Raw genomic sequence first — 12948 nt, forward strand, 5'->3', positions numbered from 1 at the left:
TCAAATGAACATTAAATGAGCCAAATGACGTTCTAGTTACAGAAAAATGAACTTATTTGAGCATTATTTTCGTCACGATTTTGTAATTAAACCGTCATTGAGGGCTGAGATAGTTCATTTGAAAACAAATGAAAAAGACGGAATAAAAAATGACAATAACGGCACACCGTGGCTTATCCAGTTTGGCTCCAGAAAACACCTTATCGGCAATGCAACGCGCTATTGAGTTTGGCTGTGAATGGATTGAAATTGACGTTCAACTCTGCGCAGACAACATCCCTGTGGTTATCCATGACAAAACCGTAAACCGCTGCACAAATGGTCGCGGTAAAGTGAAAGAGCTGACTTGGCACGAGCTAAGGTTACTTGATGCTGGCTTATGGTTCGGTGATGACTTCGCTGGCGAGCATATCCCGAGCTTAGAAGAGACGCTTGAACTCACCGCAAAGGCTGGCGTGAAGCTCAATATTGAATTGAAGATCTACTCAGGCGATGAAATTGATTTGTTGTGTGAAAAGGTGGCACAGGTAATTGAGCGCTTGGATGTGGATACGGACATGATTCTGTTCTCTAGCTTTAATACGGAAGCTTTGGTGACGATGAGAAACTATCTGCCAGAAGTAAGAAGAGGACAGTTGTGGCAAGAGATTCCTGATGATTTTGCTATCGTGCTGCAACACATTGATGCTTACAGCGTGCATTGTGATTACCGTTTCCTGACCGAATCGCAGGCTAAGCAAATCAAGCAGTTTGGCTACCAACTATTTTGTTATACACCGAACTTCCCTCAATTAGTTGAAGCGCATTGGCTGTGGGGTGTGGACATGATGATCACAGACACACCACAGAGTTATAAAGTTGAAGCGACTGCAGTCAGACGAGAAGCAGCATTGAATGAATAACCTCAACGTCCGTCAGCAAAGCATCATTGAACTGGTTCATCAGCAAGAATATTGTGCGATAGAAGAACTTGCTCAGCGCTTCGAAGTCACGACGCAAACCATTCGACGTGACATTAATCAGCTTTGCCAATTAGGACTGACCCGACGCCATCATGGTGGTGTCGGATTGCCTGCTACCTTGAGTAATCGCAGCTATGCTTCTCGCCAAGTCACCAATCAACAAGAAAAGCAGATCATTGCAGATGAAGTGGTCAAAGCCATCCCGAACGGCGCGACTTTGTTTTTGGGTATCGGTACTACCATCGCATTGATTGCAGAGCGTTTAGTCCATCACAGTGAGCTTCGCGTGGTGACGAATAACTTCGAAGCGGCGCACATTCTTTCTCATTTTGAGAACATTGAAACTTGGATTCCGGGTGGGCGTATTCGTACCAATGACCGCGATGTAGTAGATGGTGCGGCGGAGCACTTTTTCGCTCAGTTTTCCGCAGATATTGGCATTATCGGTTGCGCAGGTGTAACCGAAATCGCCGAACTTCATTCCGCGCAGATCAATCTTGGTAGCACTAAAGGTGATACTCATGCTTTTGCGATGGAACATGAGTTGCGAGAAGCCAGAGTGAGCCAAGCGATTTTGGCCAATTCAGAACAAAAGTGGCTGGTGGCGAACAGCAGTAAGTGGCAACGAAGGGCCAATACCAAGGTGGCACCACTCAGTTATTTTGATCGCGTTTTCAGTAACTAAGCTTTTACTTTCCTTGTTTGTCTAGCCCTTAGGAAAATCCGTTATCTATTCAAGTTGGCATGGTGCTTTCTCATCGCGATTCGCTATGCTTAGATAATGGAAATTAAAGAGGTCATGTCATGTTTGAATCGGATAAAACCAAAGTGAAAAACTTGCTTATTGCAACGCGTTTTGGTGTCTCTGCCTCTGAAATGCCGACCATTATTGGTGTGAAGCAAGATAAAGCGCTCAAACTGATTAACGAGCTCAAACAAGAAGGGGAAGACATTCACTCGTTAGGGGAAGGGAATAACCCACAAGAGTTGGTGCTGTATTCGATTGGTGAAATAGAGCCTTAATTGAGCCAACAAGAAACACAAAAAAGCCGCCCATCGTTGGCGGCTTTTGGGATGGTTCATTCACGCTATTCGTGAATTGGTACAACTAGAATATCAACCGGAGACTTGTTGATCAGATGTCTTGAGTAAGAAATGATCTTGCTCCAGAAGTCTTGATGGTGACCACAAATCAGCAGATCAACTTCTTGTTCTTTGATAGTCACTTCCAGTTTGTCCGCTAAATCACCAGTGCCTACGAAGAAGTGCTTCAATGGTTGCTCCATGTAATCGCTAAAGGACTTCAAGCACTCCATTGAATGTTCATTCAACGGTCTTTGGTCTGGGTTTGCTTTAATATCGACAAGCTCACGATAAATTTCGCCATGAGTACCATCGATATGAATAAAAGAAATCTCGGCACCGAGATAACTCGCCATAGATACCGCTCGGTCAATCAACACAGTACTCTCATCAGACAGTTCCAGTGCGACTAGGATATGTTTGTATTTCATAACCACGCCCTCTTGTGGAATACACTACCAATAGCATAGTACGCCTTTAACAAAAAATGTGTTGATAAGATCCCGAAATCGCTCAAAGTTTTGGCAAATTATGCTTGTTGCAAATGTTTTGGAAACCATGCTTTTAAGTGATTTAAGAACAAAGATAAACGGTAGGGCACATGCTTACGTGTAGGATACATTCCGTAAATATTGACCAGCGGGAATTCAGCAACACCTTTGATTTCAACAAGAGTATTTTGTTTTAGTTCTTTGTATACAAACAAACTCGGCATCATAGAGATTCCCATGCCATCTACCATGGCGGCGATTAGAGTATGGGTATCGGAAATGACTGCCGCCCATGGTTGGCGATAGGTGATGCTCTTACCTTCTACCTGCAGCACCCAGTTATCACCGTAACGCGAGCGCCCCATGTGTAAGCAATCATGCTGCTCTAACTCTTTGTAGTGATTTGGCTGCCCGTGTTCAAGAATATAGCTTGGTGCTGCGTACAATCCAAAGCTAGAACTGCCTAGTTTCGTTGCAATATAGGAAGAATCCTGTAAGTCATATGAGAGACGGATAGTTAGGTCAATCTCTTCTTCAATCAGGTTTACGTGACTATTGGACAACACCAAATCAAAGCGGATGTGCTGATAGGTTTGGCGAAATGCCTTAATCGCTTTCATCAGAAAAGGTCCCATTGCATCTGGGGCTGAAAGTCTGATTAATCCGGTTGGATTCAGTTGGTGGGCGCTAGTTAAAGAGTCTTCTAACTGCTCTATGTTTTCAAGAATCGCACGTGACCCCTCGTAATAGGCTCTGCCTCCTGGGGTCAGTTGCATGCTCCGAGTTGTGCGATTAAGAAGTACAAACCCTAACTCGCTTTCCATGGCTGCAATATGTCGCCCGACAATCGCTGGAGTGACACCTAATGCTTTTGCTGCTTTTGCGAAACTGCCTTTCTCTACCACGGTGCAGAGCAGTTGCATGTTTTTGTATTTGTCCATTCGATACTTTTTGTATGTTATGAAGTTACTTTTTACTCAATTGTTTCATTAAAGTATACAAATTATCTTTAGCAACACCAAAGACAAGTAAGACAAAAGGTGTCCTATGAAGATGATTTACCAAGCTATGATTGGCGGGCTTTTGATGAGCTCAACGGTAGCGGCTGAAGCGGTGCAATTTGACCCAACCAAACCAGTGATGATTGAGTTGAAAGATGGTGTTTATCAATACTCGCAGTATTTCTATAACAGCTTAGTCGTTGTAACGCCTGAAGGGGTGATTGTGACGGACCCGTCCGGTGAAGCGCGATCCAAGCAAATGATGCAAGAAATTAGCAAGCTAACCAAGCAACCAGTCAAAAAAGTGATTTATTCACACGACCATTTTGACCACTCTCGCGGTGGTCAGATCTTTAAAGAGCAGGGAGCAGAGTTCATCTCTCAAGAAAAGTGTACTGAGCTTTTAAGTCGAGACTTAGAGAACCGCGTTGTTCAACCAGATCAAACATATGATGACACCATGAGCGTGAGTTTAGGTGGCAAACAAGTCGATTTGCATTACTACGGTCCTAATGACGGGGATTGCATGAGCATCATTCATATGCCGAAAGACAAAGTCCTACTCGCCGTTGATTGGCATTTGCCGGGTATGGTTAATGAACCACACCGTTTGAATACGCATAACTACGTAAGCATTTTGAATACCTTTGAACGTGCGCGGAATGAATTAGCATTTGACACTGTCATTAGTGGTCACATGCCTGTCTCATCAGCCGAAGCATTTGAAGAAGATTATCAATTTAACAAAGCGTTGTTTGATGCGGTTTGGAGTGGTTTGCAAGCTGGTAAGACTCCAGAAGAACTCAAGCAGTCAGTGAAGCTACCAGAGTTCGAACATTGGGTAGGCTATGAACAAAACCTTCCTGCTCATGTAGAGCGTATGGCTTATTCCATCTGGCATGGAAACTAGGAGGGGTAGGAAAATGATGACATTACATACGTTTGATAGCTGTCCTTACTGTACGCGAGTTAAAGCATTAATTGGGTTGAAGAATCTGGATGTTAAGGTCAAAACATTCCCATTGGGAGAGCTCGAACCATCGGTCGCTGCGAAACTAGAAAAGTTTACCGTTCCTATTTTGCAGCTCACTTCTGCTGCGGAAAAGCAAACAGAGCTTATGACGGAGAGTCTCGATATTTTTGCTTTTTTGGACCAACTTCCTAGTTCCCTTAACGTCGAGCCTTATTTTAGTCGCTATACACTATCGACCATCGTTCAGGATATGTTGGATGATTTGAAGCCATATACTGCCAAGCTGTGTTATCCGCGCATGCCATTGCTTGGGCTCCCTGAACTCAGCACGGAGTCGGCAATGGCATTATTTGTTCACTCTAGAGAAGAGTATTTAGGTGCTTCTTTAGCTGAGTTGCTGAGCACGACCGAAGATTACTTACCTCAACTTGAGGGCGCACTGCTCAAGATGGTGCCTGAGGTTGATATGATGTCTGTTGTAAACACAACACGAGATCTGACGATTGATGACATCGCGCTGTTTTCGGAGCTGAGAAATCTAACCATGATCGGTGAGCTTTCGATACCTCAGATAATGCGCGATTATTTAGAGATCATTTCACAGCGAACTCAAGTGGCACTCTTTGCTCCAGTTTATGCTGATCGCACGGTGAGGTAGGGGCATGGAGAAGGCAGGTAATAGGCTTTTGCCACTGATTGTTGTTTTCGCTTTAGTACCACTTGGACCTCTTGCTATTGACGTGTATTTGCCGTCCATTCCTCAGATGATGGATGTGTTTGGTGCTAGCGATGGTGATATGCGCCAAACCATCTCTATCTATATTCTTGCTCTGGGGGTGAGCCAGTTATTAGCTGGGCCAATCTCAGACCGATTTGGTCGTCGGTTTTCGGCTGTGCTTGGTACGTTGGTTTACGCGATGGGCAGTATTCTTGCGTCATTGTCACCGAATATGGAAGTACTATATATCGCGAGAGGAATGCAGGGCATTGGGGCTTCCTTTACCATGATCACCGCTATGGCGTGGGTACGAGACAATTACCAAGGAAATGATGCAGGAAGGCTGTTGAGTTACATCGGCGGTGTTACTAGTGCGATTCCAACCATCGCGCCATTGATTGGTAGTGGTTTAGCCATGGCTTGGGGATGGGCTGGTGGCTTCTATATGATGGCAGGGTTAGCACTGTTACTTATGGTGTTAGCGACCGTCGGATTTGACAGCCCAAAGCCAGTTAAGGTGTCGGTTGATATCGAGAACACGGTGGCATTGCGTTGCAATATCAAAGACATTCTAAGTAATAAGAACTTCCAGGTGTTTGCATTGGCTAACCTGTTGAGTTTTGGCGGGCTTTTAACTTATGTCTCTGTCGCTCCAGTAGTGGCAATGCAGCAAGGAGGTTTAAGCCAAGTCGAGTTCTCTATGATGTTTGGCTTGATTGGCGGTTCTCAAATTCTATTTAGTGTGATTGCACCTAAAGTGATGAACAAATTGGGACGTATTGATACGGTATTAACCGGCACGATCATGGTTGCAATGGCAGGAATAGGCTTGGTATTAATGCCCGAAGGTGAAGTTGGTGGATTTTTCCTGATGGCAGGAATGGCGAGCGGCGGATTTAGCTTGTTGGCTGGCGCAGCGACTTCGATGGCGTTGGAACCATTTCAGTATTGTGCTGGTTTAGCTTCTTCCATTGATGGCTTTTTGAGAATGATGGGAGGTGCAGTCCTCGTCGCTATAGCGAGCGCGTTGAATGTGGATGGCACAACTGCGCTGGCAATAGTGTATATGATGTCACTGTTGGCAACCATGGTCTTGATGGTGAGGAAGCGCCAAATCGCTGTAGGTAAAGCTCAGGTCTGATAGCTAAGAGCTGGTGTTAATACCAGCTCAATTCAATCTCTAATGGCATGTCACAGCGTATTCTTTCTCCACACATCTCATCGGATGCGTTGAGGTGGACCAGTTTTGCTGAGGAGTATCCTTCTCCTCGAAAGTGGTCTCTTGCCTCACAGAGGCTGGCGAACGTGAGTGGGCTCTTGTGCTCGTTCAAGATCAACGATCTTGTTTGGTTTTCTACGTTGTAAGCGAGGTAGATACCACCCTCAACCGATTCAATCAAAAGATTCATAGCCGTTTCCCATTGGTGTTTTCACTCTTTGGCTATTACGGTGAGTAATGGATTTTAGTTCACTTCTGATGCTCGATCGCTGCCAACAAAAACTCAGTCACTTCTTGCACGTGCTCCTTAATCTCAGCTTGCGTTGGCTTTTCCATTCCCATTAGAACGCTAGAGCGGATCGACAGTAGCATACCTGTCCAGAGGCGAATTTGTGTTCCTGGTTCCTTAATATCGAAACGATCTCGGAAGAACTGAGTGAGCTTGGCATCGGTATCGTCCGGACCGACTTCGCGGAAGATCGTCGTGATCTCAGGCGCTTTGGCGCTTTCTGCAATCAACAAGCGGAAGGTCGCCAAGTGCTCATCAGAAAGGTGGAAAGAAACAAAGTGTTCACCAAATGAGTTCAGCGCTCCTCGCAGATCATCCTTTTGTAGGTGAGTAACGAAACCGCCATCCATGTTTTCACCTATCTGGCGCAATGTTGCTTCAAATAGCGCTGCTTTAGATGGGAAGTAACGATACACGGTTTGCTTTGTCATACCTGCTTGGGCAGAGATTTTATCCATGTTCGCTAATACATATCCCTCGGACAAAAAGTTCTCTTTCGCGGCTTCCAAAATAGCTCGGCGTTTCTTCTCTCGGTTTTGCTCGATCTTGCTCATGCTCAGATTCTCTTGATTTGATAATCATACTATACGGTATGATTTTTGTTGACACAACTCTGAAATTAGAAAATCATACTAGCAAGTATGATTTATTTCTTGAGGAGAAAGACGATGACAACGGCATTTATGAACAATCTAAACGCCAAAGGGGCTCGCTTTGCCGGGGTGATGATTACCTTGGTTGGTGCACTGCTGATGAGCCTAGACCCAATTTTTATTCGTTTCTCGGGCGTGAGTGGGGTGGATACCGCATTTCTATTTGGCTTGTTTACCGCGATTTCGATGCCAATATTTATCCAGCTTCGCGATGAGCGCGGTCTGGTTCGAGCGGTGAAAGAGAGCGGCTGGCATGTCTTGTTGTCTGGCTTATTGATGCTCGGCAGTGCTGCTGGTTTGGTGATGAGCATTAAGCTCACCACGGTTGCCAATACCTTTGTGATTCTGAGTGCAGCACCAGCTTTGGCTGCGTTGTTTAGCTGGTGGTTTTTGGGTGAAGTGACCCAGCGTTCGACGTGGATTGCGATTGTTGCTGTGATGGTAGGTATTGCGATTGTGGTCTCTGGTTCTTTTAAATCGGGTAACTGGATTGGCGATGGCTTAGCAGTGTTTGCTGTGGTGTGTTTGTCGCTCAACCAGGTGCAATTGCGTAAGCATCAGCACGTAAGCCGCATGGCAAGCGTTGGTTTTGGTGGGCTGTTCTTAGCGATGGCAATGCTGTTTTGGGTAACGCCTTCAACTTACAGCGCGAACACTTGGCTGATTATGGGCTTGATGGGGCTGTTTACTGCGCCGTTTGGGCGTGTGCTTTCACAAGTTGCGACTCGTTACATCACTGCACCTGAAGTTGGCATGATTCTGATGATTGAAACCGTGCTAGCACCACTTTGGGCATTACTCTTCTTTGATGAAATTCCTGCAATGGCAAGCATTATTGGTGGTTCAATCATCTTGGTCACTATTACCATTTACGCTTTTTCAGCGATGAAGTCAGAACAAAAATAGAGGTTGATATGAACACAATTCAAACCCCACAACTTGAGTTTATTGGGCAAATTCGTACGCCATATACTGAGGTTTCTCAGTGCCCAAATAACATTCAGCCACAAGATGGACCTGTGTGTGAAATTCAACTTAAATCTCAGTATCACCAAGGGCTTGTAGGACTTGAGGTTGAGCAGAAAATACTGGTTCTGTATTGGCTTTCTGGTGCGAACCGCCAACCTGAAATGATGCAAGGGAAGAAGGGCACCTTTGCTTTACGTTCTCCGCACAGACCAAACCCTATTGGCGCGGCGGTAATACCGATTGAGTCTATCGACGAGGGAGTAATTAAAGTGCGTGGTTTGGACTGCTTGGATGGCACGCCTTTGGTTGATATCAAACCTGCAATTTACTTTGAAGCACAGTCCTAGGTTTTTGCCCTTGTAAGCTAGGGCATCCAAACGAGCTTTCGGTTTGAAAGCGGCTTGTGACAGAAGTTGCTTGCTTTTTATACAAGAAAACCTTTAGACTTTGCCCATCACTTCTTTAGGAGATTACGCCAACATGAACAACTAAACCTGTCATCCAACTCTCATTTTATTTTTTGGATTTACAGGGTTAGTAGGCGTAGCTCACTTTCCGATATTTCTTTGCAGTTACCATTTTTCTGTTTGAAGCGCTTCTACGGGCGCGTGTATTTGCATCGATCTCATCTCTAGATTTATCTCAAGCTACGGCTGTTGTCCCTGTTATACAGGAGGCAAATTATGCCAGTTTTAAAGGCTTACAATATAAGTCATCAATTTGGTAACGGCGAAACACTGTTTCAGCAAATCTCATGTTCAATGACCAAACGTCGTGTTGGGTTAGTCGGACGTAACGGTGTCGGAAAATCGGTGTTTGCATCGATACTCAGCGGTGAGCAAACCCCGACCAGCGGTACGGTCACCTTACCAACGTCATTTGCAGTATATCGTCAGCAACAATCGCACTTGTTAGGTGGTGACCTTTCTATTGCCCAGTTTTTAGCAAAGGACAAAGTGCTCAGCGCGCTCAAGCAGATCGAAATGGGCGATTGCTCAGAGCATCTTTTTGAGGTGGTGGGTGAACAATGGGGTTTGCCTATCCAACTTGCTAAGCAGCTTACAGAGATGGGCTTACCGCCACAGCCAGACTTTCCTTGCGCACAATTAAGCGGCGGGCAGTTAGCGCGTTTGCAACTGTGGCAATTGTTCGAAAGCGAAGTGGAATTACTGATCCTTGATGAACCGTCGAACCATCTTGATACACATGCCAAGCAGTGGTTGATTCATTCGATGCGCAATTTCTCAGGAGCGATTCTGCTCATCAGTCATGGCAGAGAATTACTTCGCGAGATGGAGGAAATCTGGGAACTGTCCGGACTAGGCTTGCAAGTGTTTGGCGGTAATTACGACGTGTATGCCGAGCAAAAGCGCACCGAACTACAAGCGGTGGAACGCCAGTTAGCCAGTGTCGATAAACAAAAAAAGCAATTAGAAGAACAAGCTCAGCGCAATCGGGAGAAAGCAGAGCAACGAGCGGCTCAAGGTAATAAGCTAAGAAAGGATGGCAGTCAGCCGAAAATCTTACTGGATGCAATGAAAAACAAAGCTACAGCCCGAGCTGCCAGTCGTAATAAAAACGAGCAACTTCGCCAAGCGCATCTGCAAGAGAAAGAGCAAAGTTTGCGAGTGCGTAAAGAGCAAATCAAAGGGCAAAAACTGTATTTGGCAGACAGTCAAAACCGTTCACGAAAAGTTGTGTCGCTTTTAGAAGGCATGTTGCCATTTGGGTCGGCTCAACCCATCACTGCGCAAGTTCATGCGGATGATAAATTGCATTTATTGGGCAAAAACGGATGCGGTAAATCGACCTTACTGAAAACCCTCTTGGGGGAGTTCTCACTGCAAAGTGGTGAGCTACAAATCAATACGCCGCTTTATTATCTCGACCAGCACTTTGGTGCGATACAGCCTGAACTCTCCATGTTGGAAAACCTAATGCAACATTGTGAGGGGATGAAAGAAAGCGATGCCAGAACATTACTAGCAGGCATTGGCTTTCGCCGAGACAGTGTCTTTCGTTTGGGCAGCGTATTGAGTGGCGGCGAGAAAATGAAGCTTGCGATGCTGATTGTTAGCCATCAACCAACTCAGCCTTTGTTGCTCTTGGATGAGCCAGATAATCACCTCGATTTGGATTCGAAAATTATGCTCGCTCAGGCGCTAAGCGCTTATCGAGGAGGCTTTGTTCTTATCAGTCATGACCAAGATTTTGCCGCGGAGTCGGGTGTGTCTCGAAGCATTGAACTGAGTTAATGCAAGTCGGTCTATAAACCGAGGTTTGTTTATCTCACGGAGGCAAAGTGAGTCACTTTGTCTCCGTGGATTCACAGCTTTATTCAGACGATTAGAATCATTTCTCTAATATAGGTAAGATGCTTGGTGCATTACACAAAACAAAAACAGAAAAGGATGTCTATGAAAAAGAAAACGTTAGCACTGGTGACCGCGTTTGCGATGACGGGCATATTGCCGAGTGCTTATGCCGAAGACTCAACAAAGGAGTTGGTTGAACACGTACACAAAATGGCGGTGAAGTACCCAACGACAAAGAAAGTCGATGTAGTGGATGAGTATTTTGGTACCAAAGTCAGTGACCCATATCGCTGGTTAGAGGACGACCGCAGTAAAGAAACGGCTGATTGGGTCAAAGCGCAGAACCAAGTCACGTTCGATTACTTGGCGCAAATTCCTTACCGTCACCAGATTGAAGAACGCTTAACTCAGTTGATGGATTACGAGAAGTTAGGGCGTCCATTCAAAGAAGGCAAATACACCTATTTCTACAAGAACGACGGTTTGCAAAACCAAGACGTGCTTTACCGCCAACTTGATGATGGCAAGCCTGAGGTTTTTCTCGATCCAAATACCTTTAGCGAAGATGGCACGACCTCGTTGGCGAACGTGAGCTTCACCAAAGATGGTTCTTTAGTCGCTTACAGCATTTCAGAAGGCGGTAGCGACTGGCGCAAAGTGATTGTGCTTGATGCCGAAACCAAAAAGCCTGTCGGTGAGACGCTAGTGGATATTAAGTTCAGCGGCGTAAACTGGCTGGGGAACAAAGGTTTCTACTACTCAAGTTACGACAAGCCAGAAGGCAGCGAGCTTTCGGCAAAAACCGACCAACACAAGCTTTACTATCACGAGCTAGGCACTAAGCAGAGTGAGGACAAGCTTATCTTCGGCGGTACAGAGGAAGAGAAGCACCGATACGTTCGTGGTTACACTTCGGACGACCAACGTTACCTGTTTATTTCGGCAAGTACTTCAACGTCTGGCAATAAGCTGTTCTTCAAAGATTTGACCAAGCCGGACAGTCCGCTGCAAACCATTTTGGATGACACCAATTCTGATACTTGGGTGATTGATAGCAAAGGCACCAAGCTGTATTTGGTCACCAACTTAGATGCACCAAATAAACGAGTGGTGACGGTGGATGCGAGCAACCCTGAGCCGAAGAATTGGAAAGATTTAATCCCTGAAACTGACAACGTGCTTAGCCCATCAACCGCGGGCGGTTATCTATTCGCAAGCTACATTGTTGATGCCCTTTCTATGGTCAAACAATACGACATGGACGGCAAGTTCATTCGTGAAATCAAGCTGCCAGACATCGGCAGTGCTTACGGCTTTTGGGGTAAGAAAGAAGACGCTGAAGTCTACTACTCTTTCACCAATTACAAGACACCAAGCACGACCTATCGTTTAGACATCAAAGACGGTGATAGCGAGGTTTACCACAAATCGAACGCGCCATTCGATCCGGCACAATTTGAATCTCGTCAGGTGTTCTACAAATCGAAAGACGGTACTAAGATTCCAATGATCATCACCTACAAGAAAGGCACTCCGATGGACGGCAGTGCGCCAACGATCTTGTATGGTTATGGTGGTTTCAATATCAGCCTAACACCTTACTTCAGCCCAAGCCGAGCGGCATGGTTGGAAATGGGTGGTATCTACGCTGTCGCGAACATTCGTGGCGGTGGCGAGTACGGCAAAGAGTGGCACAATGCCGGCACCAAGTTAGAGAAGCAAAACTCGTTTGATGACTTTATTGCCGGAGCGGAGTTCCTTATCGATAAAGACTACACCTCGTCAGAAAAGCTCGCGATTAACGGTGGCTCGAACGGCGGCTTACTTGTTGGTGCGGTGATGACGCAACGCCCAGAGCTGTTCAAAGTGGCACTACCAGCAGTGGGTGTATTGGATATGCTTCGCTACCACACCTTTACAGCAGGAGCTGGCTGGGCTTATGACTACGGTACAGCAGAGCAAAGTAAAGAGATGTTTGATTACCTCAAAGGATACTCGCCAGTTCATAACGTAAAAGCCGGCGTTAAATACCCGGCAACCATGGTGACAACGGGTGACCACGATGACCGAGTGGTGCCTGCGCACTCTTACAAATTTGCGGCTGAGCTACAGTCGAAACAAGCGGGTACAAACCCAACTTTGATTCGAATCGAAACCAATGCAGGTCACGGTGCAGGCACACCGACTAGTAAGGTTATCGAGAAAACCGCCGATGTTTACAGCTTTACGTTGTTCAATATGGGTGTTGAAAAGCTGTAAGTGAAAGGGCGAAATA

General features: G+C 45.8%; 14 protein-coding genes. 10 read left to right on the forward strand and 4 right to left on the reverse strand.

Translation table 11 applies throughout. From position 1 onward, the window contains the following. Nucleotides 1-149: 149 nt before the first annotated feature. From QMY49_RS21740 to QMY49_RS21750, 3 genes are all read left to right on the forward strand, one after another. Nucleotides 150-902 carry a glycerophosphoryl diester phosphodiesterase gene (locus QMY49_RS21740; RefSeq protein WP_009697071.1) on the forward strand — a complete coding sequence of 251 codons (753 nt, stop codon included), beginning with the start codon at nt 150-152 and terminating at the stop codon, nt 900-902. Continuing rightward, on the forward strand, nt 895-1647 hold the full coding sequence (locus QMY49_RS21745) for a DeoR/GlpR family DNA-binding transcription regulator (RefSeq protein ID WP_005452636.1): 753 nt from the start codon (nt 895-897) through the stop codon (nt 1645-1647). The genes QMY49_RS21740 and QMY49_RS21745 overlap by 8 nt, the downstream gene beginning before the upstream one ends. A 119-nt stretch (nt 1648-1766) precedes the next feature. Then, nucleotides 1767-1985: a hypothetical protein gene (locus tag QMY49_RS21750; RefSeq protein WP_009703435.1), complete on the forward strand. Its 219-nt coding sequence runs from the start codon at nt 1767-1769 to the stop codon at nt 1983-1985. Between the two features lie 65 nt (nt 1986-2050). On the opposite strand, the gene QMY49_RS21755 is transcribed toward QMY49_RS21750, so the two are convergent. Further along, entirely contained in the window at nt 2051-2476 is a 426-nt protein-coding gene (locus QMY49_RS21755) for a universal stress protein (RefSeq protein WP_005439056.1), read from the reverse strand. A gap of 98 nt (nt 2477-2574) precedes the next feature. Beyond that, nucleotides 2575-3477 (reverse strand): LysR family transcriptional regulator, encoded by a 903-nt coding sequence (locus QMY49_RS21760; RefSeq protein WP_081098020.1) that lies wholly within the window; start codon nt 3475-3477, stop codon nt 2575-2577. A 106-nt stretch (nt 3478-3583) separates the two neighbouring features. Between QMY49_RS21760 and QMY49_RS21765 the strand changes: the two genes are divergently transcribed. The 3 genes from QMY49_RS21765 to QMY49_RS21775 are packed head-to-tail and all read left to right on the forward strand — an operon-like array spanning nt 3584 to nt 6369. Further along, nucleotides 3584-4447, forward strand: a complete 864-nt coding sequence (locus QMY49_RS21765; protein WP_005452630.1) for an MBL fold metallo-hydrolase — start codon at nt 3584-3586, stop codon at nt 4445-4447. A gap of 13 nt (nt 4448-4460) precedes the next feature. Then, nucleotides 4461-5168: a glutathione S-transferase N-terminal domain-containing protein gene (locus QMY49_RS21770; RefSeq protein WP_188014580.1), complete on the forward strand. Its 708-nt coding sequence runs from the start codon at nt 4461-4463 to the stop codon at nt 5166-5168. A 4-nt stretch (nt 5169-5172) separates the two neighbouring features. Next, complete coding sequence (locus tag QMY49_RS21775; protein ID WP_009697076.1) at nt 5173-6369, forward strand: multidrug effflux MFS transporter; 1197 nt, start codon at nt 5173-5175, stop codon at nt 6367-6369. 16 nt (nt 6370-6385) lie between these two features. Here the strand turns inward: QMY49_RS21775 and QMY49_RS21780 are convergent, their stop codons facing one another. Both QMY49_RS21780 and QMY49_RS21785 read right to left on the reverse strand, forming a co-directional pair. Next, the gene (locus QMY49_RS21780; RefSeq protein ID WP_005452623.1) at nt 6386-6637 is read right to left on the reverse strand and encodes a DUF6482 family protein; all 252 of its coding nucleotides are present in this window, start codon (nt 6635-6637) and stop codon (nt 6386-6388) included. A gap of 59 nt (nt 6638-6696) precedes the next feature. Further along, nucleotides 6697-7290 (reverse strand): TetR/AcrR family transcriptional regulator, encoded by a 594-nt coding sequence (locus QMY49_RS21785; RefSeq protein WP_005452622.1) that lies wholly within the window; start codon nt 7288-7290, stop codon nt 6697-6699. Between the two features lie 114 nt (nt 7291-7404). Here QMY49_RS21785 and QMY49_RS21790 point away from each other — a divergent pair, with 114 nt between their 5' ends. The 4 genes from QMY49_RS21790 to QMY49_RS21805 all read left to right on the forward strand — a co-directional run bounded on the left by QMY49_RS21790 (nt 7405) and on the right by QMY49_RS21805 (nt 12932). Next, nucleotides 7405-8295 carry a DMT family transporter gene (locus QMY49_RS21790; protein ID WP_283314262.1) on the forward strand — a complete coding sequence of 297 codons (891 nt, stop codon included), beginning with the start codon at nt 7405-7407 and terminating at the stop codon, nt 8293-8295. Nucleotides 8296-8303: 8 nt separating this feature from the next. Beyond that, nucleotides 8304-8705 (forward strand): tRNA (N6-threonylcarbamoyladenosine(37)-N6)-methyltransferase TrmO, encoded by a 402-nt coding sequence (tsaA, locus tag QMY49_RS21795; RefSeq protein ID WP_009697079.1) that lies wholly within the window; start codon nt 8304-8306, stop codon nt 8703-8705. 336 nt (nt 8706-9041) lie between these two features. Continuing rightward, complete coding sequence (locus QMY49_RS21800) at nt 9042-10613, forward strand: ABC-F family ATP-binding cassette domain-containing protein (protein WP_283314265.1); 1572 nt, start codon at nt 9042-9044, stop codon at nt 10611-10613. A gap of 162 nt (nt 10614-10775) precedes the next feature. Beyond that, nucleotides 10776-12932, forward strand: coding sequence for a prolyl oligopeptidase family serine peptidase (locus QMY49_RS21805; protein ID WP_283314268.1), 2157 nt, complete (start codon nt 10776-10778; stop codon nt 12930-12932). Nucleotides 12933-12948: the final 16 nt, after the last annotated feature.

The sequence above is a fragment of the Vibrio harveyi genome (assembly GCF_030060435.1).
Lineage (GTDB): Bacteria > Pseudomonadota > Gammaproteobacteria > Enterobacterales > Vibrionaceae > Vibrio > Vibrio harveyi.

What these genes read in the sequence shown, in the direction of transcription:
- QMY49_RS21740 (WP_009697071.1), top strand. Translation starts at nt 150, where the DNA reads ATGACAATAACGGCACACCGTGGCTTATCCAGTTTGGCTCCAGAAAAC.
- QMY49_RS21745 (WP_005452636.1), top strand. Translation starts at nt 895, where the DNA reads ATGAATAACCTCAACGTCCGTCAGCAAAGCATCATTGAACTGGTTCAT.
- QMY49_RS21750 (WP_009703435.1), top strand. Translation starts at nt 1,767, where the DNA reads ATGTTTGAATCGGATAAAACCAAAGTGAAAAACTTGCTTATTGCAACG.
- QMY49_RS21755 (WP_005439056.1), bottom strand. Translation starts at nt 2,476, where the DNA reads ATGAAATACAAACATATCCTAGTCGCACTGGAACTGTCTGATGAGAGT.
- QMY49_RS21760 (WP_081098020.1), bottom strand. Translation starts at nt 3,477, where the DNA reads ATGGACAAATACAAAAACATGCAACTGCTCTGCACCGTGGTAGAGAAA.
- QMY49_RS21765 (WP_005452630.1), top strand. Translation starts at nt 3,584, where the DNA reads ATGAAGATGATTTACCAAGCTATGATTGGCGGGCTTTTGATGAGCTCA.
- QMY49_RS21770 (WP_188014580.1), top strand. Translation starts at nt 4,461, where the DNA reads ATGATGACATTACATACGTTTGATAGCTGTCCTTACTGTACGCGAGTT.
- QMY49_RS21775 (WP_009697076.1), top strand. Translation starts at nt 5,173, where the DNA reads ATGGAGAAGGCAGGTAATAGGCTTTTGCCACTGATTGTTGTTTTCGCT.
- QMY49_RS21780 (WP_005452623.1), bottom strand. Translation starts at nt 6,637, where the DNA reads ATGAATCTTTTGATTGAATCGGTTGAGGGTGGTATCTACCTCGCTTAC.
- QMY49_RS21785 (WP_005452622.1), bottom strand. Translation starts at nt 7,290, where the DNA reads ATGAGCAAGATCGAGCAAAACCGAGAGAAGAAACGCCGAGCTATTTTG.
- QMY49_RS21790 (WP_283314262.1), top strand. Translation starts at nt 7,405, where the DNA reads ATGACAACGGCATTTATGAACAATCTAAACGCCAAAGGGGCTCGCTTT.
- tsaA (WP_009697079.1), top strand. Translation starts at nt 8,304, where the DNA reads ATGAACACAATTCAAACCCCACAACTTGAGTTTATTGGGCAAATTCGT.
- QMY49_RS21800 (WP_283314265.1), top strand. Translation starts at nt 9,042, where the DNA reads ATGCCAGTTTTAAAGGCTTACAATATAAGTCATCAATTTGGTAACGGC.
- QMY49_RS21805 (WP_283314268.1), top strand. Translation starts at nt 10,776, where the DNA reads ATGAAAAAGAAAACGTTAGCACTGGTGACCGCGTTTGCGATGACGGGC.